The sequence below is a fragment of the Olsenella sp. An285 genome (assembly GCF_002159625.1).
Lineage (GTDB): Bacteria > Actinomycetota > Coriobacteriia > Coriobacteriales > Atopobiaceae > Thermophilibacter > Thermophilibacter avicola.
On record NZ_NFIZ01000016.1, the window covers coordinates 1 to 24792 of the forward strand.

At 67.8% G+C, this 24792-nt stretch carries 28 protein-coding genes and 4 tRNA genes; 16 read left to right on the forward strand and 16 right to left on the reverse strand.

All coding sequences use genetic code 11. The features are described from left to right. The 13 genes from B5F79_RS09535 to B5F79_RS09595 all read left to right on the forward strand — a co-directional run. Window positions 1-1093, forward strand: a 1093-nt coding sequence (locus B5F79_RS09535; protein WP_143786284.1) for a PP2C family protein-serine/threonine phosphatase, incomplete at its 5' end; no start/stop codon positions are given. Window positions 1094-1123: 30 nt separating this feature from the next. Beyond that, window positions 1124-1885 carry an anti-sigma factor antagonist gene (locus tag B5F79_RS09540; protein ID WP_087220805.1) on the forward strand — a complete coding sequence of 254 codons (762 nt, stop codon included), beginning with the start codon at window positions 1124-1126 and terminating at the stop codon, window positions 1883-1885. A 92-nt stretch (window positions 1886-1977) separates the two neighbouring features. Then, window positions 1978-2053 (forward strand) — tRNA-Gly (locus tag B5F79_RS09545). A gap of 39 nt (window positions 2054-2092) precedes the next feature. Continuing rightward, a tRNA-Cys gene (locus B5F79_RS09550) sits at window positions 2093-2166 on the forward strand. A 110-nt stretch (window positions 2167-2276) separates the two neighbouring features. Continuing rightward, window positions 2277-2352, forward strand: a tRNA-Gly gene (locus B5F79_RS09555). An 89-nt stretch (window positions 2353-2441) separates the two neighbouring features. Further along, window positions 2442-3437: a putative ABC transporter permease gene (locus B5F79_RS09560; protein ID WP_087220808.1), complete on the forward strand. Its 996-nt coding sequence runs from the start codon at window positions 2442-2444 to the stop codon at window positions 3435-3437. After that, window positions 3434-4714, forward strand: a complete 1281-nt coding sequence (locus B5F79_RS09565) for a cysteine desulfurase family protein (protein WP_087220811.1) — start codon at window positions 3434-3436, stop codon at window positions 4712-4714. Before B5F79_RS09560 ends, B5F79_RS09565 begins: the two co-directional genes overlap by 4 nt. Then, a complete protein-coding gene (mnmA, locus tag B5F79_RS09570; RefSeq protein WP_087220814.1) occupies window positions 4708-5793 on the forward strand; it encodes a tRNA 2-thiouridine(34) synthase MnmA in 1086 nt (361 codons plus the stop codon). The genes B5F79_RS09565 and mnmA overlap by 7 nt, the downstream gene beginning before the upstream one ends. A 112-nt stretch (window positions 5794-5905) precedes the next feature. Beyond that, window positions 5906-6385: a YbaK/EbsC family protein gene (locus B5F79_RS09575; protein ID WP_087220817.1), complete on the forward strand. Its 480-nt coding sequence runs from the start codon at window positions 5906-5908 to the stop codon at window positions 6383-6385. Between the two features lie 99 nt (window positions 6386-6484). After that, window positions 6485-7867 carry a lysylphosphatidylglycerol synthase transmembrane domain-containing protein gene (locus tag B5F79_RS09580; RefSeq protein ID WP_241147308.1) on the forward strand — a complete coding sequence of 461 codons (1383 nt, stop codon included), beginning with the start codon at window positions 6485-6487 and terminating at the stop codon, window positions 7865-7867. Window positions 7868-8017: 150 nt separating this feature from the next. Continuing rightward, window positions 8018-8092: transfer RNA gene (locus tag B5F79_RS09585), tRNA-Val, on the forward strand. A gap of 258 nt (window positions 8093-8350) precedes the next feature. Next, on the forward strand, window positions 8351-9472 hold the full coding sequence (locus tag B5F79_RS09590; protein ID WP_143786285.1) for an IS1249 family transposase: 1122 nt from the start codon (window positions 8351-8353) through the stop codon (window positions 9470-9472). A gap of 778 nt (window positions 9473-10250) precedes the next feature. Next, window positions 10251-10568, forward strand: a complete 318-nt coding sequence (locus B5F79_RS09595) for a hypothetical protein (RefSeq protein WP_087220823.1) — start codon at window positions 10251-10253, stop codon at window positions 10566-10568. A 182-nt stretch (window positions 10569-10750) separates the two neighbouring features. On the opposite strand, the gene B5F79_RS09600 is transcribed toward B5F79_RS09595, so the two are convergent. The 4 genes from B5F79_RS09600 to B5F79_RS09610 are packed head-to-tail and all read right to left on the reverse strand — an operon-like array spanning window position 10751 to window position 12257. After that, complete coding sequence (locus tag B5F79_RS09600; protein WP_087220826.1) at window positions 10751-11695, reverse strand: N-acetylmuramoyl-L-alanine amidase; 945 nt, start codon at window positions 11693-11695, stop codon at window positions 10751-10753. After that, a complete protein-coding gene (locus B5F79_RS11015) occupies window positions 11685-11825 on the reverse strand; it encodes a hypothetical protein (RefSeq protein WP_158094877.1) in 141 nt (46 codons plus the stop codon). Before B5F79_RS11015 ends, B5F79_RS09600 begins: the two co-directional genes overlap by 11 nt. Continuing rightward, a complete protein-coding gene (locus tag B5F79_RS09605; RefSeq protein WP_206391112.1) occupies window positions 11818-12045 on the reverse strand; it encodes a hypothetical protein in 228 nt (75 codons plus the stop codon). The genes B5F79_RS11015 and B5F79_RS09605 overlap by 8 nt, the downstream gene beginning before the upstream one ends. Beyond that, window positions 12042-12257: a hypothetical protein gene (locus tag B5F79_RS09610; RefSeq protein ID WP_072374353.1), complete on the reverse strand. Its 216-nt coding sequence runs from the start codon at window positions 12255-12257 to the stop codon at window positions 12042-12044. Before B5F79_RS09610 ends, B5F79_RS09605 begins: the two co-directional genes overlap by 4 nt. 189 nt (window positions 12258-12446) lie before the next feature. On the opposite strand from B5F79_RS09610, the gene B5F79_RS09615 reads away from it, so the two are divergent. Together B5F79_RS09615 and B5F79_RS09620 are read left to right on the forward strand one after the other, a co-directional pair. Beyond that, the gene (locus B5F79_RS09615) at window positions 12447-13349 is read left to right on the forward strand and encodes a MerR family transcriptional regulator (protein ID WP_087220828.1); all 903 of its coding nucleotides are present in this window, start codon (window positions 12447-12449) and stop codon (window positions 13347-13349) included. A 13-nt stretch (window positions 13350-13362) separates the two neighbouring features. Continuing rightward, entirely contained in the window at window positions 13363-13716 is a 354-nt protein-coding gene (locus tag B5F79_RS09620; RefSeq protein WP_087220831.1) for a hypothetical protein, read from the forward strand. Window positions 13717-14081: 365 nt separating this feature from the next. On the opposite strand, the gene B5F79_RS09630 is transcribed toward B5F79_RS09620, so the two are convergent. The 10 genes from B5F79_RS09630 to B5F79_RS09670 are packed head-to-tail and all read right to left on the reverse strand — an operon-like array spanning window position 14082 to window position 21722. Then, window positions 14082-15461: a hypothetical protein gene (locus B5F79_RS09630; protein WP_087220837.1), complete on the reverse strand. Its 1380-nt coding sequence runs from the start codon at window positions 15459-15461 to the stop codon at window positions 14082-14084. Next, window positions 15461-16945 carry a BppU family phage baseplate upper protein gene (locus tag B5F79_RS09635; protein ID WP_087220840.1) on the reverse strand — a complete coding sequence of 495 codons (1485 nt, stop codon included), beginning with the start codon at window positions 16943-16945 and terminating at the stop codon, window positions 15461-15463. The genes B5F79_RS09630 and B5F79_RS09635 overlap by 1 nt, the downstream gene beginning before the upstream one ends. Window position 16946: 1 nt before the next feature. Beyond that, window positions 16947-18119: a phage tail spike protein gene (locus B5F79_RS09640; RefSeq protein WP_087220842.1), complete on the reverse strand. Its 1173-nt coding sequence runs from the start codon at window positions 18117-18119 to the stop codon at window positions 16947-16949. Further along, a complete protein-coding gene (locus tag B5F79_RS09645; RefSeq protein ID WP_241147309.1) occupies window positions 18120-18836 on the reverse strand; it encodes a phage distal tail protein in 717 nt (238 codons plus the stop codon). It abuts the gene before it with no gap. After that, entirely contained in the window at window positions 18833-19018 is a 186-nt protein-coding gene (locus B5F79_RS10860) for a hypothetical protein (RefSeq protein ID WP_143786174.1), read from the reverse strand. Before B5F79_RS10860 ends, B5F79_RS09645 begins: the two co-directional genes overlap by 4 nt. Further along, a complete protein-coding gene (locus tag B5F79_RS09650; protein WP_087220845.1) occupies window positions 19002-19460 on the reverse strand; it encodes a hypothetical protein in 459 nt (152 codons plus the stop codon). The genes B5F79_RS10860 and B5F79_RS09650 overlap by 17 nt, the downstream gene beginning before the upstream one ends. After that, window positions 19460-19789 (reverse strand): putative minor capsid protein, encoded by a 330-nt coding sequence (locus tag B5F79_RS09655; protein WP_087220848.1) that lies wholly within the window; start codon window positions 19787-19789, stop codon window positions 19460-19462. Before B5F79_RS09655 ends, B5F79_RS09650 begins: the two co-directional genes overlap by 1 nt. Continuing rightward, window positions 19786-20172 (reverse strand): hypothetical protein, encoded by a 387-nt coding sequence (locus tag B5F79_RS09660; RefSeq protein ID WP_087220851.1) that lies wholly within the window; start codon window positions 20170-20172, stop codon window positions 19786-19788. Before B5F79_RS09660 ends, B5F79_RS09655 begins: the two co-directional genes overlap by 4 nt. Next, a complete protein-coding gene (locus tag B5F79_RS09665; protein WP_087220854.1) occupies window positions 20172-21188 on the reverse strand; it encodes a hypothetical protein in 1017 nt (338 codons plus the stop codon). The genes B5F79_RS09660 and B5F79_RS09665 overlap by 1 nt, the downstream gene beginning before the upstream one ends. 3 nt (window positions 21189-21191) lie before the next feature. Beyond that, on the reverse strand, window positions 21192-21722 hold the full coding sequence (locus tag B5F79_RS09670; RefSeq protein ID WP_087220857.1) for a hypothetical protein: 531 nt from the start codon (window positions 21720-21722) through the stop codon (window positions 21192-21194). A gap of 130 nt (window positions 21723-21852) precedes the next feature. On the opposite strand from B5F79_RS09670, the gene B5F79_RS09675 reads away from it, so the two are divergent. After that, window positions 21853-22470, forward strand: coding sequence for an SOS response-associated peptidase family protein (locus tag B5F79_RS09675; protein ID WP_087220860.1), 618 nt, complete (start codon window positions 21853-21855; stop codon window positions 22468-22470). 11 nt (window positions 22471-22481) lie between these two features. Here the strand turns inward: B5F79_RS09675 and B5F79_RS09680 are convergent, their stop codons facing one another. Both B5F79_RS09680 and B5F79_RS09685 read right to left on the reverse strand, forming a co-directional pair. Beyond that, window positions 22482-23228, reverse strand: a complete 747-nt coding sequence (locus tag B5F79_RS09680; protein ID WP_083526987.1) for a hypothetical protein — start codon at window positions 23226-23228, stop codon at window positions 22482-22484. A gap of 32 nt (window positions 23229-23260) precedes the next feature. Further along, window positions 23261-24787 carry an AbiH family protein gene (locus B5F79_RS09685; protein WP_087220863.1) on the reverse strand — a complete coding sequence of 509 codons (1527 nt, stop codon included), beginning with the start codon at window positions 24785-24787 and terminating at the stop codon, window positions 23261-23263. Window positions 24788-24792: the final 5 nt, after the last annotated feature.

Consider the following 24792-nt stretch of genomic DNA (forward strand, 5'->3'; position numbering starts at 1 on the left):
GGGGGTCGTCGTGGCGGACCTGCCGCTCACGGGCGTGCGCGAGCTGCCGGTCGACCTCGCCGCCCTCGTGGCCCCGCACCTCGTGGACGGGGTGGCCGTGGTTCCCATTGTGCCCGACTCCGAGCTCAGCACGTACCTGCGCGACCTGGGGGAGCCGTGCGTGGGCGCGCTCATCGACCTCGGCGTGCTCGACGGCAGGCGGCTCTGCTCCATGGTGCTGCGCCCGGACGGGGCGGAGCCCTTCGACGAGCTCGAGCTCGACTTCCTGCGCGGCCTGGCGGAGGACGCGCGCGACATCGCGCGCGGCGTCCTCGCCCGCGAGCAGGACAAGCGCATCTCGCAGGCCCTCCAGGCGGGCATGAGAAACGAGCTTCAGCAGGTGGAGGGCATCACCGCGCAGGCCGTCTACTCCTCGGCCACGGAGGCCGCCTTCGTGGGCGGGGACTTCTACGACCTCATCCGCCTGCCGGACCACCGCGCCTGCGTCATCATGGGCGACGTCTCGGGCAAGGGCGTGGAGGCGGCCTCGGTCTCCGCCGCCGTCAAGACGGCGCTCGGGGCCTATGCGTGGGAGGGGCTCGCCCCCGCACGCATGGTGCGCTCGCTCAACGAGTTCCTCCTGGGCTTCTCGCGCATCGAGACCTTTGCCACGCTCTTCGTGGGCATCGTCGACCTCTCCGCTGGGACCCTGAGGTACTGCTCCGCCGGCCACCCGCCGGCGCTGCTCATCCACGACGGCGCGGACGAGATCTCGATCCTCGACGTGCAGTCGGGCGTGGTGGGCGCCTTCCATGACATGACCTACGTCGACGGAAAGGTGAGCCTCGCGCCCGGCGACGTCCTGCTCCTCTACACGGACGGCACGACCGAGGCGCGCGACCCCTCGGGTGCCTTCTTCGGCGAGGAGGGGCTGCGCGACATGGTCATGAGAGAGTCCGACTCCACGAAGCCCTTCGACGGCTTCGTGGACCGGCTGCTGGCGACGCTCGAGGCGTTCACCGGACAGAACCTCGACGACGACGTCGCCATGCTGGCCCTGCGCATCGACGAGACGGGCCTAAAACTTGGGACGAACTCTTCGGACGAGCGATAAGAACGGCGCCATCTGGGGAATAAACCCGGCATGGGCGCATCGGTGAACATAGGGCTCGTGGACGTGAGCGGGGACCTCGACGTCAGCTCCGTCCCCGCCGTCAGGCACAGGCTGGACGGCCTGATTGCGTCTGGCTCCAGGCGCATCTTCATGAACATGGCGGACGTTGGCTACGTTGACTCCGCCGGCATGGCTCTCATCCTCTCCGAGCTCAGGCGCGTGAGGGAGCTCGGCGGCCTGCTCTCCCTCATCAACGTCTCCGCCCAGCTCTACCGCGCGCTCAGCCTCATGCGCATGGTCGACTTCATGCCGGTCTCCCGCGCGGGCGCCCGGCGCACCGTGACGGCGCTCGACCCGTCGGTGCTCCCGCGCTGGCGAACGACGTTTCGCGTGGGCGCGGGGGAGCTCTCCGGCGCCCGCGACAGGCTGTCGAGGCTCCTCGCCGACCTCCCCCTCTCCTCGGACGACGTCTTCGACATGACGCTCGCCTGCGGAGAGGCTCTCGGCAACGCCGTCGACCACACCTGCGGGGGAGGGGTCCTCGCCACCGTCGCCGCCTACCCGGATCGGGTGACCGTTGAGGTCACCGACTGCGGCTGCGGCTTCTCCCTCGGGGAGGACGAGGAGCCGCCCGAGGCGGGCCCCGCCTCTGAGAGGGGCAGGGGCATACGCCTCATGCGCCTGCTGGCAGACTCCGTGAGCATCGCACCCAAGCAGACGGGGGAGGGCACCGTCGTTCGCCTCGTCAAGCTCTACGACGCGCTCGCCTCGCCGGACTCCCCTGCGGCATAGGGCGCGAGCCCCGGCCTCCACGAGTCCTTCATCTTTTCTCGATTTTCCCCTTGCGCCGGCGGGCGCGGCCCCGTATAGTATTCCCTGCGCTTGCGGGCTTAGCGCAGTTGGTAGCGCGCCACCTTGCCAAGGTGGAGGTCGCGGGTTCGAACCCCGTAGCCCGCTCCATGTGAGCACCAGGCCGGATTCGTTCGGCCTTTTTCATACGGCGAAGTGGCCAAGTGGTAAGGCACGGGCCTGCAAAGCCCTGACCCCCGGTTCGAATCCGGGCTTCGCCTCCAGGACGTGACGGGCACCCCCACGGGGGTGCCCTTTCTCTTGACTCGCCGCTGCCGACCCAAATTGACGCTTGCAATCCCGTGGCCGCTCGCGTAATATATCTCCTTGCGTCGCGGGCTTAGCGCAGTTGGTAGCGCGCCACCTTGCCAAGGTGGAGGTCGCGGGTTCGAACCCCGTAGCCCGCTCCATGTGAATGAGGGGCCGGTCATCAGACCGGCCCTTTTGCTATTCTTTACAGCCAACGTCCGCAGCCGTCTTCGTAGGGGAGCTTGAGCGCATGCTTTTCACGGTCTTCTTCCTTGCCTTCCTGTTTGCCGTCATGCAGGGGTTCGTGAGGACGGTCGTCTACTTCTGGGAGTGGCTCTCGCGCGGGGACAAGCTGGACGAGGACGACGTCGAGCGCGCGGAGACGGCGCTCGAGGAGTCGGAGGACGCCCTCGAGCGGGAGCTCGCCCGCGCGGGGCGCCAGCGCGGCCTCGGCCGCATCTTCGCCCGCTGGCGCGCCTCCAACGCCGCCGTCGAGGAGTACCTCGATCACCTGCACCTGGGCTGGTACCAGATCGTCATCATCTTCTTCGTGGGCTCGATGGCGGGCCTTCTCATAGAGGAGGTCTGGATGCTCGTGAGCGCCGGCCTGACGGAGAACCGCGTGGGCCTGGTATGGGGGCCCTTCTCGCCCCTCTACGGCCTTGGCGCGGTGCTGCTCACGGTCCTGAGCTTCTTCCTGCGCTCCCGCGGCGCCAAGGGGTGGCAGGTCTTCCTGGTCTCCGCGCTCGTGGGCGGGGTGCTCGAGCAGCTTGCCGGGTGGTCCATGTCCACCTTCTTCGACGCGGAGTCCTGGACCTACCTTCACCTGCCGGACCACATCACGCAGTGGGTGGCGTGGCGCTTCCTCGCCGCCTGGGGCCTTCTGGGTCTCGTGTGGTGCCGCGCCGTCATGCCGCGCCTGCTCTACCAGATCGGCATGCCCACCACGCGCCGCCAGGCCGTCTTCGTGACCCTGGTGGCAATCTATCTCGTGGCTGACGTTGCCATGACGCTCGTGTGCTTCGACCGCAAGACGGAGCGCGACGCCGGCGAGCCTCCCGCCAACGCCTTCGAGCAGTGGGTGGACACCAACTACTCCGACGAGTTCATCTCGAGTCGCTTCCAGAACCTCAAGATCGGCGACAAGCGCGACAAGGTCGACGAGAACGGCAACATCATCCTGGAGGAGACCGCTGCGGAGGCCGAGGAGCCCGCGGGCGGGGAGAGCGAGGGGGTGCGCCCATGACGCCTGGTCGCGAGGTCTGCCTCGACTACGCCGCCGCGACGCCCATGGACCCGGAGGTCGTGGCGGTGACGCTGCCCTATCTCACGGAGCGCTTCTGGAACCCCTCCGCGCCCTACTCCCGCGCCCGCGAGGCGAGGGACGACGTCGAGCGCGCCCGGGGCACCGTCGCGCGCCTCATCGGCGCCCGACCCGACAACGTGGTCTTCACCGCGGGCGCCACGGAGGCCAACAACCTGGCCTTCGCGGCCGTGGAGGGACATGTGGTGGTGGATGCGATCGAGCACGAGAGCGTGCTCGCCTGCGCCGCCACGCACGCCCGGCGCACGGTGCGCGTGGGCGCAGACGGCCTCGTGGACCCCGCCGTCGTGGCGCGTGCCATACGGCCTGATACCGAGCTCGTCTCCGTTGAGCTCACAAACGGCGAGATCGGCTGCGTGCAGCCCGTCCGGGAGATCTCCCGGGTGGTGGCGAGCGAGTGCGCCCGGCGCCTGGAGGCGGGGGAGCGGACGCCCATCTACCTGCACACCGATGCCTCCCAGGCGGCGGGCACCCTCTCCGTCAACGTGAGCACTCTGGGCGTCGACCTGCTCACGCTCTCCGCCGCAAAGATCTACGGCCCCAAGCAGGTGGGCCTGCTCTGGGCGTCCGATGACGTCCGGCTGCGCCCGCTCGTCTACGGCGGCGGTCAGGAGGGAGGCGTGCGCTCCGGCACCGAGAATGTCGCCGGAATCGTGGGCTTTGCGCGGGCGCTCGAGCTCGCGTGCGAGCGTCGCGCTGAGGAGGCGCGCCGCCTCGCCGGGCTGCGCGAGCGCCTGCGCGCGGGAATCGTCGAGCGGGTGCCGTGGGCCGTGGTGGCGGGGCCGCGCAGCCCCAAGCGCCGGCTCCCGGGGCTTCTGAGCGTCTCCTTCGCGGGCATCGAGGCGCGCCGCCTCGTCATCGCACTCGAGCGCGCTGGCGTCTACGTGGGAACGGGCTCCGCCTGCGCGGCGAGCCGCATGCGCGTGAGCCACGTCCTCGAGGCCGTGGGCATGCCGCGCGAGCTTGCCGAGGGGAGCCTGCGCCTCACGCTCGGCCGCCCCACCTCCCCAGAGGACGTCGACTATGCCGCGGAGGCCATCGCGGGCGCCGTGCGCGCCGAGATGGAGCGCCTGGGGCTCGACGACGCCGGCCAGGCAGCGCGCGTCGAGGCGCTTCTCGCGGGTGCTCCGGGGGCGTCCATGCGCGTCCGTCGGCCTGGCGCGGGAGGCGCCGCCGGAAACGACGGGTACGCATGGTGAGCCGGGCGACACCGCGTGGCGCGCGCGTCTTCTGCGGCCTCTCCGGCGGCGTGGACTCCGCGCTCGCCTGCGCCCTGCTCCTGGAGCAGGGCTTTGACGTCACGGCGGTCTACATGCGCAACTGGTCGCGCGACCTGCCCGGCTTTCGCTGTCCCTGGGCGGACGACCTGGCGGACGCGGAGCGCGTGGCGGTGACGCTGGGCATAGACCTCGAGGTCTGGGACTGCGAGGAGGAGTACCGCGCTACCGTGGTGGACTACCTCGTGGACTCCTACGCCCACGGCTACACGCCCAACCCGGACGTGATGTGCAACCAGACCATCAAGTTCGGGACCTTCCTCGAGCGGGCGCTCGCCGAGGGCGCGGACTACGTGGCCACGGGACACTACGGCCGGGTCGAGCGCGGGGAGGACGGTCGCACGCGCCTCCTGCGCGCCCTGGACGAGCACAAGGACCAGACCTACTTCCTCTGGCGCGTGGGCGAGGAGGCGCTCTCCCGGGCGCTGCTCCCGGTGGGCGAGATTCGCGACAAGGCTGAGGTCCGCCGCATGTGCGCCGAGCGCGGCCTGGGCGTCGAGGCAAAGCCGGACTCGGACGGCATATGCTTCATCGGGCCGGTGGGCATCCGCACCTTCCTGCTCGACGCGCTCGAGCGCCGCGCGGGCGACGTCGTGGAGTGGGAGACCGGGCGGGTGCTGGGGCGCCACGACGGTGCCTTCCTCTTCACGGTGGGCCAGCGCCGCGGCCTCGACCTCGGCGGCGGGCCGGCGCGCTACGTGGTCTCCACGGACGTCGAGAAGAACGTCGTGTACGTCACGGCGAATCATGACAGCCCCGCGCTCTTTGCGAGCGAGGTTTCTCTCTCGGACGTGCGCTGGATCGCGGGCGAGCCGCCCGCGCCCGGGCGCTACCTCGTGCGCACCCGCCACACGGGCGAGCTTCGCGAGGCGTGGGTCGAGCCGGGGGACGGCGCCTCCGCCGTGTTGCGCTTTGACGAACCCGTTCGTCGCGTGGCCCCCGGCCAGTCCGCGGTGGTCTACGATGGCCTTCGCTGCCTCGGCGGCGGCATCGTGCAGTGAACGTGTCCCATGTCCCGTTTGGGGACAGGATACTTTTGGGACATCCCCCAGATGTCCCAAAAGTATCCTGTCCCCAAACGGGACATGGGACACATGCTCGGAGGGAGGAGCCATGTCCATAGAGAGGGCCCGGGCGCACCTCGCGCAGTTCGGCCTTGCCGAGAAGATTCGCGAGTTCGACGTCTCGAGCGCCACGGTGGAGCTCGCGGCGCAGGCCGTGGGCGTGGAGCCCGCGCGCATCGCCAAGACGCTCAGCTTCATGGTGGGGGAGACCCCCACGCTCATCGTCTTTGCCGGGGACGCCCGCGTGAACAACCAGGCGTTCAAGGCCACCTTCCACACCAAGGCCAAGATGCTCTCTGCCGAGCAGGCGTCCGAGCTCGTGGGCCACGCCGTGGGAGGCGTGTGCCCCTTTGGCGTGAACCCGGGGGTCGACGTCTTTCTCGACGAGTCGCTCCGCCGCTTTGAGACCGTGTGGCCCGCCGCGGGCAGCTCCAGCTCGGCCGTGGAGCTCACCTGCGACGAGCTCGAGCTCGCCTCGGGCGCGCGCGGATGGGTCGACGTGGCCAAGGGCTGGAGAGAGGGAGAATAGGCGTAGAGTCGCCGCTCGCCGGCAGCCAGCGCTCCGGGCGCGGCGGGCCCGCGCTACACTAGTCTGACTAACGTAACGGCCCGACGTCTGGAGCGCCGCGTGGCAGAAGAGCAGGACACCCAGAAGAAGCCCAAGGCGGCGCCCAAGAAGGTCGCGCTTAAGGTCTCTGCCGTGCGCTCGGTCTCCCCGGCGGACAACGCGGCGGACAAGAAGTCCATGGGACAGGTGCGCAAGACCGTCGTCTTCCTTGGCTTCGTTGCCGTTGCCTATGCGCTCTACCTCGTCTTCACCGGGCAGGTGGACGAGTTCGTGACGTCGCTCGCCGGCGTGGACATGTCCTGGATCGTGGCGGGCGTGGTCTGCTTCCTGTTCTACTACGTCTTCGGCATCCTCGCCTACGTGCTCTCCGTCGCGGCGGACCCGGACTGCCCCGTGGGCATCCGCGACCTCATGAGCGTCGAGGCCTCGGGCGTCTTCTTCATGCGCCTCACGCCCAACAGCGCCGGCGCCCCGCCCGCGCAGATCTTCCGCCTCACGCGCGCGGGCATGTCCGCCGGCGCCGCGAGCGCGCTCAACTTCACGCGCACCATCATCTACGAGACCGGAGAGGGCGTCTTTGCTGCCATCATGCTGCTCTTCTGCGGCAGCTACTTCTACGAGACCTTCGGCGACGTAACGCTCGTCGGCCTCTTCCTCTTTGGCTTCAAGGTCGTGCAGGTGGCCGGCTTCGTTGCCCTGTGTCTCCTGCCCAAGCCCGTCATGGCCGTGGGCAACTGGGCGCTGCGTTTTGCCAACCGCCGCAAGTGGCTCAAGGACGACAAGTACGAGAAGTACTACGACGTGGTGAACACCCAAGTCATGGAGTTCTCCCGCGCCTTCAAGCGTGCGGCCGTCAACGTGCCCGAGATGCTCGCCACGATGGGCGTGACGCTGCTTCAGCTGGGCTGCATGTATGCGCTGCCGTACTTCGTGCTGCGCTCCTTTGGCGAGCCGGCTGACTTCATGATCTGCCTCGCCTCGGGCTCCATGCTCGAGCTGCTGGTCAACGCCGTGCCGCTTCCGGGCGGCGCGGGCGGAGCCGAGGTGGGCTTCGCCTACCTCTTCAAGGGGATGTACGGCATCCACCTCACGGCCGGCTTCGTCATCTGGCGTGCGATCGAGTACCTGCTGCCCGTCATCATCGCCGCGCCCTGCATGGGCCTGCGCTCCACGAGTGGCGAGTCAATCAACCGCCGTGTCAAGCGCGTCTGGAAGCGCGTCCGCGGCTTCGTGAGCGGCAGGGGCACCGGATCCAAGAAGGCCGGCGGCGCCCGTGGCGGCGTCACCGTCAAGCCCGGCGCCAAGAAGAAGGCCGTGATCGCGGGCTCCAAGAAGGCCGCCGGCGGATCGGACGTCGAGGCCCGCATTGCCGCCGGCAAGGCTGCTGCCGCCGCAAAGAAGGCGGAGGCGGAGAAGGCCGCGGAGGCGGCGGGGGAGAAGTAGGGCCCCGCGCGCGGTGGGGCTGCCCCGCGAGGACTGGACCGGCATCGGTCCGGTTCAGAAAAAAGTCCAAATTGGGGCTTGCGCTTGGGAGAGGTTCCTTGCTAATATATCCCTCGCGCTGCAGTCCCCTATGTGGCGTGAACAACATAAGGGCGTTTAGCTCAGGGGGAGAGCGCTTCCCTGACACGGAAGAGGTCACAAGTTCAAATCTTGTAACGCCCACCACGAATTCGCAGCTCAGAGCATATCGGCTCTGAGCTGTTTTCGTATCTGTCCAAATGGCGTCCAAACAGCTGTGGGTTATAGGACAAAAAGTGTGTCCGAATCACCCTCGTATCCGCAGGTAGGAGCCATAGAACTAGGTGCTGGAGTTGGCCCGCCCCAACTGCCCGCCTGGACAAAATGTGTGTCCGCCCCTCCGCGAACGACCAGCTAGACCATGCTAAAGCGGCCCGATAAGTTGGTCGTGAGGCGGTCCCTGCGGTGAAGACGAGATTCTGCCCCCTCTGCGGGGCGAAGATGAAGCGAAGCGGCAAGACGAGCGCGGGCCGGACGCGGTGGAGGTGCACCTCCTGCGGGGCGAGCTCGGTCAGGAGGATCGACGGCGCGGCCAAGCTCCTCGCGCTCTTCCTGGGCTGGCTGCTCGGCCGCTCCAGGCAGGCGGACATGCCCGGCGGGGGCCGGACGTTCCGCAGGAAGACGGCCTCCTTCCGGGAGATCTGGCCGATGCCGCCGAAGGTGGAGGCGCCCGGGAGGGTCGTCTACCTCGACGGCATACACCTCGGCAGGAGGGCCGTCGTGCTGATAGCCTCCGACGACGAGCGCGCGCTCGGCTGGCACCTGTGCCGCGCCGAGAACAGCCGCGCCTGGTCGGCGCTGATGTCGCGCGTCGCGGCGCCCGAGGTCGCCGTCTCCGACGGCGGCGACGGCTTCGCCAGGGCCCTCAGGGGGACGTGGCCCGGGACGAGGCACCAGAGGTGCGTGTTCCACGCCTTCTGCCAGGTGAGGCGCTACACCACGAGGAGGCTCCGCACGCAGGCCGGGGCCGAGCTCTACGGGCTGGCGAGGGCGCTGCTCTCGATCACGACGCTCGGGGAGGCGGACGGGTGGGTCCAGGCGCTGCTCGCGTGGTCCGAGCGCTGGGACTCGTTCCTGGCCGAGACGACCAGGGGCGAGGACGGCAGGGCGACGCTGACCCACGAGGGGCTCGTGAAGGCCCGCCGCTCGCCCGTGCGCCTCGTCAACGCCGGGACGCTCTTCACCTACCTCGACCCCGGGCTGGTCCGGGACGGCCCGCTCCCCTCGACCAACAACCGGATCGAGGGAGGCGCCAACGCGCAGCTCAGGGCGATGCTGCGCGACCACGGGGGGCTGTCGATCGAGCGCAGGCTCAAGGCGATCTTCTGGTGGTGCTACATGCACAGCCCGAGCCCGCTGCCCGCCGCCGAGGTCCTGCGCGTGATGCCCACGGACCGCTCGATCGCCGCCATCTACGAGCGCCCGGGCGAGCGCGAGAGGCTCGAGGGGACCATCCCCCGGTGGGGCGACGCCATCGTCTGGTCGGAGCTGCACCACTCGGAGCCATACCGCATGGACTGGGACTGAGCAGACACACTTTTTGTCCTATAAGCCACAGCTGTCCAACATTGTTCGGCCCAATCGATTCGGGAGCCGGACTCTTCATTTCGAGGCTGCTTGACGACATGTGTCCTTGATGACACGATGTCTCTAGATGCAAAAACCTTCGAGGTTTTGTAAGGGCCGGTCCTTTCGGGGACTGGCTCTAGTTGATTATGGGGCCTAAATTGATGCTGGATGCCATACGGTGACTAGAAGAACGACCGGCGGGTGAAATGATGAACGGCGACGCGCTCAACGGTGTAGTCGCGTCGATCAGGAAACTTTCCCATTCCGACCTTCCCGCACTGTTCTCCCTCTGCCTCGGCAACCCGCAATTCCACGCATTCCTTCGCAACTCCGTCCGGATGGGGCGGGTGTTGTATGGTCGACTCCGTCGAAGGCTGCAGTCAGCCGGACCGCTTCGATAGCCTTCTGCACCTTCGTCGGGGGTCGTGCTCGGCGGCTATCCAGCGGTCCCGAGGGGCGCCCCGGCGCCCCGCCCCCTCGCGCCCGGCAGCGCCGCGACCACGCTCGCCGAAACGCCGTCTTCCGCATAGCCGCGAGCTAATTAGGAGACGCACCCCAGTTCGGAACAGCGGGTAACAGAATGCAACATTCTCGCAGGTAGTTATAGGTGTCGTATTGAAGTCCGAATAACACTTCGCAACGGCGTGAAACGCTCCGAGCGGGTTTATTCGTACCGCAATTCGTACCACCCCAGATAAGGGGAAAACTCACTACATGAGAGAAATGGAGCACAGACATGACCGACTGGAAGGCACTCGAGGACGCCGAGGACCACGCCTACTTCATGGCAGAGCTCATGGACATCTCGCCTGAGAGCTTCACCATCGAGGAGAAGAAGCAGATCCTACACGACATGATCGCGAGCTCCTCCGCCATCGAGAACGCGATGCGCGACGAGTTCGCGGAACTCGACGAGGTCACCCAGACCCGCCTGATCGACGACCTCGCGGCGGACGGGCCGCGAAGCCGCGAGTGGTGGTACGAGGTGCTCGTGGACGGCCCCAGGCACCGCGACTTCCCGACGCTCAGAGACGGCCCGCGCCGGAGGCGGTAGCGACGGAGGCCCTCGTCCCATCCCAGGGACGAGGGCCTCTCCTTGTGTAGACCTTCGTGAAGCGACGGAACGCTACGGATCTAGCCTGCCCGCGAGCCAGAGCAGCGGCACGAGCGGCAGCGCGACGACGAGAAGCACCACCGAGAGCACCACGCCCACGCCCCAGCGGGCGTCCTCCCGCGTCACGACAGGATCTCGTTCACGCGAGCCTGCACGGCGTCGTAGAGACTCCCCAGGCGGCGCTTGCGCTCGGTGCCGTTACCGTAGTCGCCGCGGATGACGGCGCGCGCCAGCGCGTCGACGTCCGCGCCGCCGGACGACCCGCCGGAGCCCCCGGCGCCCAGCATCTCGTTCACGCGCGCCTGGACCTCCGCGTAGCGGTCGCCCAGCGCCGCCTTGCGCGCCGCCCCGTTTCCGAACTCGCCCGCGATCACCCGGCGCGCGAGGTCGTCCACGTCGTCGGCCGCCGGCGACTGTGCCGCGCCCCCGCCGGAGCCGCCCGCAAGGATGCGGTTCACCTCCGCCTGCACCTCCGGGTAGCGGCTCCCCAGTGCCGCGCGGCGCGCGTCCCCGTTTCCGAACTCCCCGGCGATGACGCGCCGCGCGAGCTCCGCGACCGTGCCCTCCGGGGCAACCGCAGTCGTCCCGCCGGAGGAGCCCCCGCCCGTGATGCGCGCCTTCAGCGCAGCCCACTTGGACGCTGCCACGTAGGGCGCGGGGCAGAGCTTCCCCGTCACGTCGTAGTGGCGGATGACCCCGGAGGCGCCGATGCCGTACTTGGCCATGAGCTTCCTCACGAGCCAGCCCAGCTTCTCGACCTCGGTCGCGCTGAAGTCCTCGCCGGCCGAGACGACCTCGATGCCGATCGCGCGGCAGTTCATCTGCCAGTCGCCGGCGTGCCAGGCGGTGTCGCCCTCGGCAACGCTCTGGTAGATCTCGGGCGTGATGTCGTCGACGAAGTAGTGGGCGCTCGCGCCCTGGCCCTCGTTCCGCGCGAAGTACGTCGCGTTGTTGCGCGCGGAGGCGAGCGTCGCCGTGAAGTGCACCACGATGCGGTCGATCGCGCGCGAGCGCCCGCGCGTCATGTGGTCACTCCCGCACTGCTTGAAGAGGATGCTATACGCCATCGGCGACCTCCTCGAAGCCGCCGTCCTCGCCCTCGTCGGGCTCCCAGCCGTCCGGCGCGGCCGCCTCGACGCCCTCGCCGCGCAGCGCCTCCCAGCGCTCCTCCTCGCTCGCGAACTCGCGCTCACTCATCGGGACCACCGCCCGACGGCAGCGCCGCGCCGAGCTCCGCCATCACCGGCGACAGCACGGCCATCACGAGCGCCACCACGATCGCCCGCCACTCCGGCTCCAGCACCGCGCAGCCCACGAGCATGTCCACGTTGGCCACGACCACGCCGAGCACGCCCTGCACGATGGTCCGCGCCAGGCGCCACGGCCACTCGTTGGATGTCAGGAAAGCCTCCATCATTGCCCCTTCCTCAGGTTGTCGATCTCCGCCTTCACGACGGCGACGTCCTGCTCCAGGGCGTAGGTGCGCTCGACGAGGCAGTTGTGCCTCTCGACCTGACGCGTCAGGTTGTCGATCTTGACCTCCATGACCGCGCGGCTGCGCGAGTTGGACACGAGCACCCCGGCGAGGGTGAGCACCCCCGTCACGAGCGCCGCCACGACCGACTCCATGCGCGCCTCCTCCCTCGAGCGGGAACGCCCCGCCCTCTGGGAGAAGTGTCCGACGCGGTCACAAACGAGCATGTCTAGCTGCGGATATGTTGCGAAGCGTAGCCTTCCGTCGCTTCACAAAGGAGTTCACAAAGATATATTTGGACGATTTCGAAAAAGTCGCTTGACTGCGACACTACGTCGCAGTTTATGCTCAAGATGGAGGTGAAGGAGATGATAAAAACTGGGGAGGTCAGCAAGCTGACCGGGATAAAAAAGAGGACTCTGCAGCGTTATGTGGAGTGGGGCCTGATCTCGCCGGAAAGGAGCGAGGCTGGATACATGCTCTTCTCTGAGGATGACCTCACTACCCTCTTTCTCATCAAGCTGTTTAAGGACCTTGGATACATAACAAAGGAGGTCAGGGAAGCGCTTGCTGCGCCAGGGTTCGATGTGCGGGAGTCTCTCGATTGCAGAATCTCAGAGCTCGAGACGCAGCTGCGCAAGGGCAGGGAGCGCCTGTTCCTCGCCAAGGAAGTGAGGAAGCTCATCGGGAATGGGTCCGGCCCGAATACGGGAGAGGCCATGCACGCCCTGCTTCGTCATCCCGAGTACGCCTGGATCTTGGCGGATGAAGGGGACGAGGGGGAGAGGGAGCTTGTCAACTACTTCAAGTGGGCGGAGAGCGCGAACAGCCGCATGGCTGATGCCGACATGTCCGAGCTGGACGAGAGAATGGCCCAGATAATCGAGGAATCGAAGGAGTTCGGGCCGTTCGCTTACATCGTAAATCAAATGCTCATTGCGCTATTAGACCTAGAGGCGCGGGGAATCCCCGCAAGGTCAGAAGAGGCGAACGCCGCCGTGGCCGCTGCGTACTCCGCGGCTGAGAACGCAAACGAGGACGACCCCTATGTCACGTTCTACATACTCGGCAAGTTCTACAAAGAAGGTGGGATGACGCCACCGAGCATGCTGGCACGGATGGATGAGCGGTCACTCGAACGGCTCCATGTTGCTGAGACTTACATAGCAGAGGCAATGAGCGGTTTCATTGAAACTCTTGAGCTGACTGAAGAGCGCCGCAAAGAGATTGAGGAGCTTGAGAACTGAGAAAGGAGCATGCATGTCTTGGGATTACGCAGATCTTTCGCACATGGCCAAGGAGGCGGGTGGGCCCGACCTCCTGCTAAGCACGCTTGAGAAGAACGCACACGGACAAGGAAGGATTGAGGGGGCGGGAATAGGCGCCCTTGTGGCCGGGTCCCTCTTCGCAGGAGCAGCCTTAATCTACGGGCAGTACAGCAAGAAGAAGGCCCTGGCAAATGAGGCGAAAGCGGAACTCGTAAACGGGATACACGCCTACGAAATGCAGGCAGAGAGAACGACTGTCGAGGAGCCAGCGGTTGAGCAAGAAGAGGATGCACCCGAGCCAGAAGAAGGAGAAGAGGATACAGGAGGGGAGAGCGAGGAAGCATGATAGTGATGATGGTCAACAAAGCCTGCGAATGGTGTCGGATCGCAGCAGGAACAGGAACATACACTTGCCCGATCAAAAGAATAGACGGCGAGTTGTTCTTCAAGTTCAAAAGAGAGTGGCACTCCGTAGCAAAATATATCTCGGAGAGTGCTCATGAACTTGCGTATGTGGGCGGCAAGCTGGTAAACAGGAGCTATACGGGATAAGTGCTGTCGTTTTTCAGAGTAAGTCTCGGCACATAATCGCGGCAATGTCCCGCCTCTCGCGCCGCCCGCACGGCGGGTTCGTCCCGAGGGCTATCCGGCGGCGCGTCCACCCCTCCGGCACATGCGGCGCAGGCGCCGCACGCGCCGGAGGGGTGCTTGTCAAGAGCTCTTCGCGGTGAGGTAGCCGGCGCCGCCCACGCCGTCGATCCTCATGTACTGATAGCCCGCGCGCGAGCTCGAGTAGGTCGTTCCCGCCCCTCCCACGAGCGAGGAGCACTGGTAGAACGTCTGGAAGCCGGAGACGCCGGACGCCGGTAGCGCCCAGTCGGCGTCCGCCCAGATCGTCACGAGCGACCCGCACCCGCCGAAGGTGTAGGCGAGGTCCTCGAGCGAGGACGGGTCGAGCCCGGACAGGTCGATCTCGGTGAGCCCCACGCAGCTGTTGAAGGTGTGCTGCATCTCGCGCACGCCGCAGAGGTTTCCCATCCCCGTCACGTCGGTGATCGACTGGTGCCCGTAGAACCAGTAGTTCGTGTTCACGTGGTCGTAGGCCGCCATGTCGGCGGCGATCTCCACCGCCTCCACGTCGTGCCGGTGGTCGTACCATGGCTGGTAGCCGACGGAGTTGTACCGGGCGTTCGCGCACAGGCGTCCCGACGACACGAGCTCCCGCCCCGCCTCGGGCTCGGCCGCGGCCGTCAGCACGAGCCCGCCGTCGGCGTAGAGGAAGCAGCGGAACCACTCGCGCTGGTCGCTCGCGGGGTCGGTCAGCACGCCGTCCGCCCCGTAGTTGAGCTCCGCGTGGTTGTCCATCTGCCCCGGCACGTAGCCCTGGCCGCCCACGAGCCTGCTGCAGCCGCTGAACATGAGCGACCCGTTCGCGGCGGACGAGGTGAACCCGTCCGCCCAGATCGTCTCGAGCGAGGCGCAGCTCACGAACATCTGGTTCATGCTGGTCGCGCCGGAGAGCTCCTCGAAGCCCTCCACCTCCACGAGGTTCTCGAACCCGTGGAAGAGGTAGCTCGCGTTGGCGAGCCCGCCCTCGGAGAAGTCGCCGTCGAACACGACGCGCGTCACGGAGAGCTTCACGTCGTCCCAGGGGCGGGCGCCGGCCGACGAGTAGCCCTCCGGGTCCACCTCCCAGACGTCCAGGATGACCGCACCGGGCACGTCGGAGGAGCGTCCGTCGCGGTAGTTGAACTCGAGTGTGCCGTCCGCGAGCAGGATCGCGCGCATCTTCACGCCCACGTCCCAGGAGAGCGCGAGTATCGCCGGCGCCATCTCGCCCGGCGTGTACGTCTCGGAGAGCCCGTTCTGCGCTCGGATCGCGCCGGCGATGCCGTCGAACACGGAGTCCGAGATCACGCCCGTGCCGGCACCCGGCGTCGCCTGGAGAGGCGCCCCCGCCCTGGTGCCGTCGAGCGCGAGCACCGCCGCCGCCATCTCCGAGGGCAGGTAGGTGCCCGTGCCGCCGTTCTGGGCGCGGATGGCGTTCGCGATGTCGGTGAGCACGCTCCTCTGGATCGTCCCCACGGCCATCAGAACTCCACCTCGCTCAGGTCGTCCAGGGCGGCGATCGCCTGGTCGACGTACTGCTTCGTCGCGTATGCCGAGAGGTCGGGCGTCGCGCCGGGCGCGCCGTCCTCGCCGTCCTGCCCGGGCGCGCCCTGCGGCCCCTGCTCGCCGACCTCGCCCTTGAGGCCGGAGAAGGCGAAGGCGAACGTGCGCGCCCCCGGCGTGCCGCCGAGCGTCACGGTCACCGACGGCGTTCCCGTGGAGGCGTCCACCGTGGCGGTCGCCCCCGTGATCTCGGCGTCCGCGCCGTCCTGCCCATCAGAGCCGGGGGCGCCGTCCTGACCGTCCGCGCCCGGCGCGCCGTCGGAGCCGTCCGCACCGCGCAGGGCCTCGAGCTGCTCGGCGGTGAAGTCCGCGTAGGTGAAGGCGTCGCCCTTCGGGCCTCGCAGGTTCGCCGAGCTCGTGCCGCTCGCGCTCGTCACCGTGAGCACGGAGCCGGACCACGAGTGCGTGCAGCTGACGCCGTCCGCGCCCGGCGCGCCGTCCTGCCCGTCCTCGCCATCTTCGCCCGGAGGCCCCTGCAAGCCCTGCGGGCCGCGCAGCGCCTCCAGCTGCGCCGGCGTGAAGTCCCCGTACGTGAACGGGTCCCCCTTGTCGCCCTTCTCCCCGTCATCGCCCTTGTCACCCTTGGGTCCGTGCGAGAGGGTGGCGGTGGTGGTGCCCACAGCGTCGGTGACCGTCACCAGCGCGCCCGCCTCGGTCTGCTCGACCTTCGCGGTCGGGCTCACGCCGTCGGCCCCGTCCGCGCCCGGCGCGCCGTCTTCGCCGTCGGCGCCCGGCAGGCCGTCCGCCCCGTCGAAGTCGCCGCGCTCTGCGGCGGCGAGCAGCTCGTCCTTCGCCTGCGTCGCCGCGGCGGCGGCCGCGTTGGCGGCGGCGACCGCGCCGGACGCCCCCTGCGCCGCCTCGACCGCCTGTCCCGCCGTGGCCACCGCGCCCTGGGCCGTCGTCACGGCCTCCTGTGCCTTGGCCACGGCGTCGGCGATGACGCCGTCCGCGTCCTCGAACTTCTTGAGCGCGTCGAGAAAGAGCGAGTACCCGTCGGAGCCCCCGCCCTCGCCGCCGACGAGCGCCGGCCCCACCAGCACCGCGAAGCTCAGAGACGAGAGCGTACGCTCGTCCCAGGAGACCATGACCTGGGCGTCCACGGTACCCTCGGCCCGCGCCATCGCGGCGGGCCAGAACACGCGGAACTTGCCCGTCTCGGCGTCTACCTCCTCGAGCGGCTCGCAGCCGCGCACGCGCAGCTCCCGGTGGCGCCACAGCAGGTAGAGCGAGGCGCCCGTCAGGTCCGCCGCCTCCCCGCCGCGCGTCACCGAGAGCGCGATCCCGCGCCCCTCCGCGTCCGCCGGCGATGCCACGAACGGCCCCGCGAAGGGCGCGTCGCACTCGTCCCAGACGACCTCGCGCAGCCCGTCGCCGTCCAGCGGGAACGTGCTCTCGTCAGCCATGTCAGAACTCCCTCTCGCCCAGGTCCTCGTAGGACGCCACCGTGTCTGACGCCGTCGCCGCCGTCTCCTCGACCGCCGTCACGCGCGCGGCCACGTCTGCCGAGGCCGCCCACGTCGTGCGCTCGACCGTGCCCAGCGTGAGACGCACAACGGGCTTGCCCTCGCCGAGCTCGCGCACGCGCCGCACGCAGCGGGCGCGCAGATGCCACTCGGGCTTGCGCGACGAGTCGATCACCGCCACGTCGTCGCCCAGCCGCACGCCCGCGCCGCCGTCCACGGCCGCGACGTCCACCTCGTAGGAGACGCGCGGCTCGCACGCCGCCGCGAGCGCCGCCTCGGTCAGTGCCTTCAGCTCCGCCGCGTCCTCGCAGTCCGGGAACACCACGTGCCCGAAGCGGTGCGCCCTCCCGCCCGCGTCGTCGGGGCGCCCCCACACCAGGCGCGCGGCCTCGTCGCCCACCCAGTTGGCGCCGCCGTTCACGGAGCCGAAGGTCAGACGCCGCGTGAACCCGCCCGTCGCCACGCCCTGCTCGTCGTAGATCGGCAGGCCCTTCCCGTAGCCGTAGAGAGCCGTGAACACCTCGTCCTCGAGCACCGTCCGCGTGCACGCCGCGAGCGTCTTGCCGTGGGAGAAGCGCGCCCCGCGCCACGCGCCCCGCCGCGCGGGCAGGTTGACCGTCCGCGAGCTCACGCGCCCGCCGGAAACCGCGATCACGGCCTCGGCCTCGCCGCCCCAGACCTCCTCGACGCGCCTGAGCGCAGCGAGGGCGTTCACGTGGTAGAGCAGGCACCCGCGCGCCGCGTCGCCGACGCCCACGTCGCCCGCGGACCAGCGCGTCACCCCGAGCACGGAGGAGAGCGCCTGCGCGGCCGTCTTGCTCACGAGCTGGATCTCCTCTACGAAGTCGCCCAGCAGCTCGCAGAGCGACGACTCCGCGTAGACGTGCGCGCGCCCGCCCAGCGGCTCGTCGGTGCGCACCACCACGTGCTCGCGCCAGACGCCGTCCGTCGGGTCGCGCCACAGCAGCCGCTCGCCCTTCTCGGGGGCGGAGAGGCAGTCGAACTCGATCGTGTCCTCGCCGCCGATCTCCTCGACGTGCGTGATCCCGCCCACGGCCGGCAGGATCCCCAGCCGCCCGTCAAAGCGGTCGAAGAGGTAGAGCGTCGGCACCATCTAGAGCCACCTCTCCACCCACTCGACGGTATGCGCCGAGCACCCGGAGAAGGCCAGGGTGTGAGAGCCGGGGGCAAGCGAGAAGAACGTGCTCTCCACGGCCACGTCGGCGGGGGCGGCCTCGCCCTCTACCGTCACGGCCTCGGACGCGAAGTCGAGAAGGACCACGTCCCCGGCTGCGAACTCGCGCTCCACCAGCACGTATCGCCCCAGGCCGTCGGCCACCTTCACCGAGGAGCCCGCGAGCGCCGTCATCTCCACCACCGGCCACGTCGCCCACGTGCCGCCGACCGTCAGCGTGCTAGCCGCGCTCGACTTCCCCTCCCCGTAGGCCACCGGGTCGAAGCACGTGAACGCCAGCTCGCAGCTGCCGTCCTCGAAGAGCGAGTCCCAGTCGGAGGCGTCCGTCACCACGGCGTCGCGCCACGAGAGCCCCGGCTCGCCGGGCAGCTCGAGCTCGGCGCCCGAGGGCGCCACGAGCCACCTGTACAGCACGTGACGGATCTCCGAGCGCTCGTCCGCACCGAGAGAAATGCCCGCGTCGAGGAAGAGCCGCACGCGCAGGACGCGCGGCGGCAGCTCGCAGCCCAAGAGCGCCGCGCCCGGCCGCCCCGGCACCATGAGCGCCCTCGGCGAGAGCGCGTGCCCCGCCGGCTCCACCAGCTCGGCCGTCACGTACGGCGAGAGGTCGTGCCCGTTGTACACGATGGAGCTCACAGCCGCCCCCGCGCCCGCCCGTAGGCCGTCGCGCGGCGCTGCTGCTCGCGCCCCATGCGGTCGGTCTCCGCCGAGCCCGCCCGCTGCTCGCGCGCGCCCTGCGCCGCCCTCTGGAGGGGGTTGCTCTTGCGCACCACGTCGCGGTCGTCCACGCCGCGCCCGGCCCTAACCCTGTCCGCCAAAGTCGATCACCACCGTCAGAATCAGCGTGAACCCCCAGAGCCACCGCCCGGATCCGTCGCGGCCGCGCGGCGCGGACCCGCCGGAGTCCGCGGCGGCCACCCTGCAGTGCCACCCGTCTCCGGCTCCCGTCCAGGAGTCCCGGCGCAGGTCGCGCTCCACCGCGCGGCACGTCGCCTCGGCGTCGCGCGGGTCCTCGCAGCACACGAGCACGTCCACGGGCACCCGCCCGCGCTCCGTGCCGTCCGCGAGCCGCGCCTCGCGCTCCCAGGCGCCCTGGGTCAGCACGATCGGCTCGCAGCAGAGGCGCGCCGGCGGCGGCGAGCAGAACGCGTTGCCGTAGCCCAGCGCTCTGAGCAGCGCGGCCGCCGCGCCGGCGACCCCGCCGCCCTCGGCGTCCCAGTCGTCCGGCACGTGCGCGCCGAGGGGCTCGGAGCATGCCATCAGCCCACCTCCAGCTCCCAGTGGTGCACCTGGCCGCGCACCACGCAGCACCGCCTGCAGGCCCTGACCAGCATCGACGGCCCCGCCCCTATGAGCACGCGCGTCCCGGCCGGCACCTCGAGCGCGCCCTCGCTGTTGACCGCGTCCACGAACACGGTCCCGTGCCCCGCGTCCGCCGAGCGGTGCGCGTCGGAGACGACCCCCTCCGCGCGCTCGAACCTCACGTGGCGCACGAGGCGGCTCTCGCCGCGCCCGCCGCCCTCCGCGGGCAGGAACACCAGCATGTCGTCGGGCAGCAGCCTCTTGGGTATCGGCCTCAGGTACCTCATCGGCGCGCCCCCGAGAAGCAGAGGCCCGTCCCCGCGAGCTCCGCGAGCGCGGCCTCCCGCGCCACCTCCGAGCCGGTCGCCCCCTCGTCGCGGTAGTTCGTCACCGAGAAGGACCCGACGGAGAAGCCGCCCACGCGCCCCTCGCCGTACTCGGCGTAGGCGTCGGCCGCCGCGCACACGGCGCGCCGCCAGGCTTCGGCCTGATCGTCGTCCCACTCATCGCGCACGTCGCGCGCCCCCGTGAGCGCGCCCACGCACCGCACCGCCGCCGGCAGCGCCTCCGCGAGCGCCTCGGCGGAAAGCGCCCCGCCGTAGCCGTCCTGGTAGAACCCGTAGGAGACGGGCGCGGGGCCGCAGCCCGCCGCGCCCGTCGCCCCGTCCACTATGCCAGCGGCGCGCAGGAGACGCGCACGCCGTCCAGCTTGTTGTCCAGCAGCTCCACGATGCCGTACTTGCGGTACTTCATCATGTAGCTGTCCAGGTTCTCCAGCTCGTCGGGCGAGAAGACCCTCGAGGCCACGTGCTTGTCGAACTTGATGACGGCGGAGCGCTCCACGACCATGAAGTTGATCGGGGCGCCCGCGCCCACGAGCTCGTAGTAGCTGGAGAGGCTGCCCGAGGCCGGGCTCGAGACGGGCGTGTACTGCTCGCCGCTCTTCGTGTAGTAGGTCTTGCCCGAGACCACGGAGGTGTCCTCGGTGAGCTGGTAGGTCCCCTCGGCGCGCGAGTACCCGAACTGGTCCTCGTCGCCGGAGTTGAGCGCGATCGCGCTGTAGAAGCGCGTCTGCGGCACCTCCACGATCCGGCTGAAGCGCTCGAGCACGCGGTTGGAGCGCGCCGGGTTCGCCAGGCTGAAGTCGTCCAGCACGCCCTTCAGCGTCGGCGTGATGAAGAGGATGCGGCTCCCGGTCGTGACCTCCGCCTCGTCCATCGCGTTCGTCGCGGCGCGCAGGCTCGCCAGCACGTCCTCGGCCTCCGCGTCGGCGAAGTCCTCCTCGGTGGGCGTCACGCCCTCGTGCCCCGCAATCTCGGAGAACGTGAAGGCGTCGGCCTCGGGCGCCACCTGCGTGCGCTGGAGCTCGGAGCCCGCCGCCACGAAGCAGTCGAGGACGCCCGCCTCCTCGACGTCCATGACGTCGGCCAGCAGCTTGATGCCGCGGTCGTAGTTGAACGTCTTGGTCTCGAACTCGTAGGTGATCGAGCCCGTCTTGTACCCGACGTTGCGGGTGTAGTCGCCGAGCCCAGTCACCTCGATCTTCGGGACCATGATCTCCTTGGCGTTGCGCCCGGCGCGCGCCATGCGGCGCGGGCTGTTCAGGCACGTCGAGCACGCGGCCCTCTTGTAGACCTCGTCCAGGACGGCGGTGTAGTTCTTGGTGTACGCGATGCTGTTTGCCATCTGCTACTCCTCGCTCTCGGGAAGGCCGGCGATCTTGCGCCAGCGGCTCATCTGCGACGACTCGTCGGCCCCGGCGGCGCCGGCGCTCGGGAGTCCCGTGGCTCCTGCCGGAGCGGAGGCGGGAGACGCCGAGAAGAGCCACGGCTCCGCGGCCTTCAGCTTCTCGATGTCGTTGTCGTGGTCGGCGAGGAGCGCGCGGGCGGCCTTGACGTTGCGGGCGCCGGCGAGCTGCAGCTCGAAGCCGACGCGCTCCTCGTCGCCCCTCCGGCGCAGCTCGTCCATCTCCTTGCGGAGCGCCTCCGCGCCCTCGGCCGTCTTCGCGGCCTCCGCGATTTCGCCCTCGAGCTCCGCGATGCGCGCGTCGCGCTCCTTGAGCGCAGCCTCGTAGTCCGCTCGCGCCTGGGCGGCCGCGTCACCGCCGGCAGCCGCTGCGCTCACCTGCGCCTGCGACGCCTCATCCTGGTCGTCGCGCTGCGGCGCCTGCTGCCGCGCGACCTCGTCGACCTGCTTCGCCTCGTCCTGCAAGCCATCCATCTGCCCGTCCTTCCAGTAAGGCGGGCAAAGAAATAGCCCGCACCCAAACGATGGGTACAGGCTATGGGCGTGTCACAAAGACCCGACGCGGGGATAATGGGGAGAAGGACGAGGGCGAGAGGAGGCCACGATGTGCGTGAGGATGTGCCCGCTCACGATGGAGGAGGCGCAGGCGGTGCTGGACGCGCGCGCCACTCCCGGCACGCACGCGATCCGCTACATAGAGCGCCCGGACCCCCTGCGCGACGCCCGCCCCGGTAGCCTCGTTCCCGTGTACGTTCCAAAGGACGATGGACTTGCCGTAGCTCGCCTCACATGGGGCTTCCCGCTCGACGGAAAGCCCAACGCCGTCTTCAACACGCGCATCGAGTCCGCCCTCGAGCAGCTGCGCCTGGGCAGGCGCGGCATGTGGGCGAAGGCCATAGCGGAAGGCCGCTGCCTCGTGCCCGTGCGCGCCTTCTACGAGGGGCACATGACCGAGAAGGTCGAGAGCGAGAGGACCGGCAGGCCGGTTCGCCGGCAGTACCTGTTCCGGCTTCCCGGCGCCAGGGCGTTCCTGCTCGCCGCCGTGCGCGAGGGCGACCGGTTCTCGATCGTCACCACCAGGCCGAACGCCAGCGTGTCGCCCGTCCACGACCGCATGCCACTCGTTCTCGGGCACGGGGAGTCGGGCGTGTGGCTCGGACCGGACTTTCCAACACTAGGGAGGCGAGACGGCATTTCGCTTATTTCAAGACCGGAGCCCTAGCGCCCAAGAGATTAAAACGGGATATACCAGTCGTTTCGGTCAAGTATGGTTCTAATTCGACTAGCCAAACGTTTCCTGAGAGACTCGCGACCCGCTTCGTTGTTTTCATATACGAGCACGCGGTGATGCTTGACGTCAAAGGGGACGTCATCGATGGACTGAGAGACTGGGATGACTTCCTTTCCCAAGGCGTGCGCGACACCGGTCTCGTACATTACGTTGGGGTTCTTGCCCGAGAAATCGACGATCACGATACACGCCGTCCGTATCAGATTCATTATGTCATCGATGAGGATGGATTCCTCCCAGACGTCATCCGCAGCCTTCAGCGTCAAGTGGTTCTCTCGGCATGCCCGGGCCATGGCGTTTCTGACGTCATCGAATTGTGGGGTGAATGGAATCATCACCGCAGCCATCGAGATGTCGAGTTTTGAAGCGGCGGATGTTGGGTTCATGGGCCCTCCGTTCGTGCCTTCGGGATGTGATTGGTCTCCGGCGCTCTTGTCGGCAAGCATCTTCTCAACCAGTGCCAGTGAGTCGGGGTCCTTGCTGTAGAGCTGCCCAATGACGGAAGCGACACATGACGGATAGTCTTCGTCCCCAAAATAGAGGCTCCTCAGGAGCCTGTCGTGGCCAGTGATGATCGTGCCGTAATTCCCTAGGTACATGGCAAGAAGCTGCCAATCGCCGTTGTCGAAGGTGTCTATGACCCTCCTTACGACTCGATCGATAAGCTCAACACGCCTCATGTCAATCATTGGTGCCCCCAAGATCGTCTCATCGGACTCATTCAGTCAACCGGCAGCCCGCGAATTATCAGTCTTCCCTCAAGCAGAAGCTTGTGCATGAGGTTCTTGCCATGATCTGAGTTGTCCATGGTTGCCCCATATGCAACCAGCAGGTTGTTGATCGAGTTTGCGAGCTTCGAGCGCCGCTCGTTGTTGATCCTCTCCGAGTTATCTGAACTGTCCAGCGGGAAATAGAAGACGAGCACAGTCTCACTCTCGTAAAGATCAACGCCGTCGAATATTGACTGGAAGTAGGAGTAGTCTGCCCTGCCGAGCGAGTGCCCGTAGAACTTAATGACGTCGGTCGCATCCTGAAGGTTTGAGCTGTTTGCAGTGCTTATCAGACCACCAGTCCTCGACCCGCCACGCAGCATGAGACGGTACGTCTTGGTGAACGGGACTGCGACGGGGTTGTCCATGCAGTCCTTGCCGTCTATGCCGAATATGATGTCTTCCCCAAGCTTTCCGTGGATGTTGACGAACACGCCGTCGTCGCCCTTGTCGAAGTGGTCTTCGGCAACGCTCGTGTAGTTGAAGCTCAGAACGGAAGTCGACACATAGAAGTCCTCGTCGCTCTGCTTGCCGTCCTCAACAATCATCCGGCAGAGGTTCCTACATTCCCCGACATACTCGTTGTTGTCGTCAATCTCCTTGGATAGATGGGCACCGAAAGCCCGCTCGAGCCTTCCCAGATCTCGTTTAAGCAGCTTGACGAAAAACTCTGGAGTGCATTGCTCGTCGGAGAGCTCGGGGTTGATTGTTAGGACGTAGCGAGCGATGTTGCAAAAGAGATGGGTTCTGTCATCCTCTTCGCCCGCAAGGCGTCTGCCGCCTTCGCGCCACACGGTGCATGTCATCCCGTCAGTGAACAGGTCCGCGCGCTTCACTGCCTTAAGCGCGCCCCAGAACAACGACGTCTTGGAGTTTTGGTCAGAGTAGGAGAGAATCCACCTCTCCATTTCGCCTTCGACGTCGCACCACGCGTCATCTATGTTCGCCTCGAGAATAAAGTCCCAAAGGGTCAGGTCGGAGTCTTCTAATACACTCTCCCAAGCTGCCCTGCTGTAACTTTCGATGCCAGCAATCACCTCGAATCGGGGCTTGAAGAAGTCGCCGAATCTCGAGTGGAGCCCGCACTGGAGGTCGAAGCCGTTCCCCAGGATGATGAGCTGCTGCCAGCTGGACTTCGGATATGAAGAGAGCTCACGATACATAGAAGAATGGTCAGGAATCGTGTAGTTTGGGGTCATGACCTCAAATGCTCCGCCCAGATCATAATCGGGTAGCTTTAGCGCAGAAGCATCAAAAGCCTTCGTCACCTCGTCCGTCAGAGAAGACGGGAACGAGCTGGACAGAGATCCGAAGTCTGTGCCCGCAAGAGCGTCTCGGATAGGGTCAGTTACCGAGCTGGCGATGTCTGCCAGCTTTGACGCCTGGCCAATCGCCGAACTGTCAAATTGAGGAATGTGGGAGACGACTCCCTTCGTCGCGTCAGCCGTGCGCCCCTGCCCTTCGCCTAGCTGATCCAAGCTGC

What these genes read in the sequence shown, in the direction of transcription:
- B5F79_RS09540 (WP_087220805.1), top strand. Translation starts at nt 1,124, where the DNA reads ATGGGCGCATCGGTGAACATAGGGCTCGTGGACGTGAGCGGGGACCTC.
- B5F79_RS09560 (WP_087220808.1), top strand. Translation starts at nt 2,442, where the DNA reads ATGCTTTTCACGGTCTTCTTCCTTGCCTTCCTGTTTGCCGTCATGCAG.
- B5F79_RS09565 (WP_087220811.1), top strand. Translation starts at nt 3,434, where the DNA reads ATGACGCCTGGTCGCGAGGTCTGCCTCGACTACGCCGCCGCGACGCCC.
- mnmA (WP_087220814.1), top strand. Translation starts at nt 4,708, where the DNA reads ATGGTGAGCCGGGCGACACCGCGTGGCGCGCGCGTCTTCTGCGGCCTC.
- B5F79_RS09575 (WP_087220817.1), top strand. Translation starts at nt 5,906, where the DNA reads ATGTCCATAGAGAGGGCCCGGGCGCACCTCGCGCAGTTCGGCCTTGCC.
- B5F79_RS09595 (WP_087220823.1), top strand. Translation starts at nt 10,251, where the DNA reads ATGACCGACTGGAAGGCACTCGAGGACGCCGAGGACCACGCCTACTTC.
- B5F79_RS09600 (WP_087220826.1), bottom strand. Translation starts at nt 11,695, where the DNA reads ATGGCGTATAGCATCCTCTTCAAGCAGTGCGGGAGTGACCACATGACG.
- B5F79_RS11015 (WP_158094877.1), bottom strand. Translation starts at nt 11,825, where the DNA reads ATGAGTGAGCGCGAGTTCGCGAGCGAGGAGGAGCGCTGGGAGGCGCTG.
- B5F79_RS09605 (WP_206391112.1), bottom strand. Translation starts at nt 12,045, where the DNA reads ATGATGGAGGCTTTCCTGACATCCAACGAGTGGCCGTGGCGCCTGGCG.
- B5F79_RS09610 (WP_072374353.1), bottom strand. Translation starts at nt 12,257, where the DNA reads ATGGAGTCGGTCGTGGCGGCGCTCGTGACGGGGGTGCTCACCCTCGCC.
- B5F79_RS09615 (WP_087220828.1), top strand. Translation starts at nt 12,447, where the DNA reads ATGCTCAAGATGGAGGTGAAGGAGATGATAAAAACTGGGGAGGTCAGC.
- B5F79_RS09620 (WP_087220831.1), top strand. Translation starts at nt 13,363, where the DNA reads ATGTCTTGGGATTACGCAGATCTTTCGCACATGGCCAAGGAGGCGGGT.
- B5F79_RS09630 (WP_087220837.1), bottom strand. Translation starts at nt 15,461, where the DNA reads ATGGCCGTGGGGACGATCCAGAGGAGCGTGCTCACCGACATCGCGAAC.
- B5F79_RS09635 (WP_087220840.1), bottom strand. Translation starts at nt 16,945, where the DNA reads ATGGCTGACGAGAGCACGTTCCCGCTGGACGGCGACGGGCTGCGCGAG.
- B5F79_RS09640 (WP_087220842.1), bottom strand. Translation starts at nt 18,119, where the DNA reads ATGGTGCCGACGCTCTACCTCTTCGACCGCTTTGACGGGCGGCTGGGG.
- B5F79_RS09650 (WP_087220845.1), bottom strand. Translation starts at nt 19,460, where the DNA reads ATGGCATGCTCCGAGCCCCTCGGCGCGCACGTGCCGGACGACTGGGAC.
- B5F79_RS09655 (WP_087220848.1), bottom strand. Translation starts at nt 19,789, where the DNA reads ATGAGGTACCTGAGGCCGATACCCAAGAGGCTGCTGCCCGACGACATG.
- B5F79_RS09665 (WP_087220854.1), bottom strand. Translation starts at nt 21,188, where the DNA reads ATGGCAAACAGCATCGCGTACACCAAGAACTACACCGCCGTCCTGGAC.
- B5F79_RS09670 (WP_087220857.1), bottom strand. Translation starts at nt 21,722, where the DNA reads ATGGATGGCTTGCAGGACGAGGCGAAGCAGGTCGACGAGGTCGCGCGG.
- B5F79_RS09675 (WP_087220860.1), top strand. Translation starts at nt 21,853, where the DNA reads ATGTGCGTGAGGATGTGCCCGCTCACGATGGAGGAGGCGCAGGCGGTG.
- B5F79_RS09680 (WP_083526987.1), bottom strand. Translation starts at nt 23,228, where the DNA reads ATGATTGACATGAGGCGTGTTGAGCTTATCGATCGAGTCGTAAGGAGG.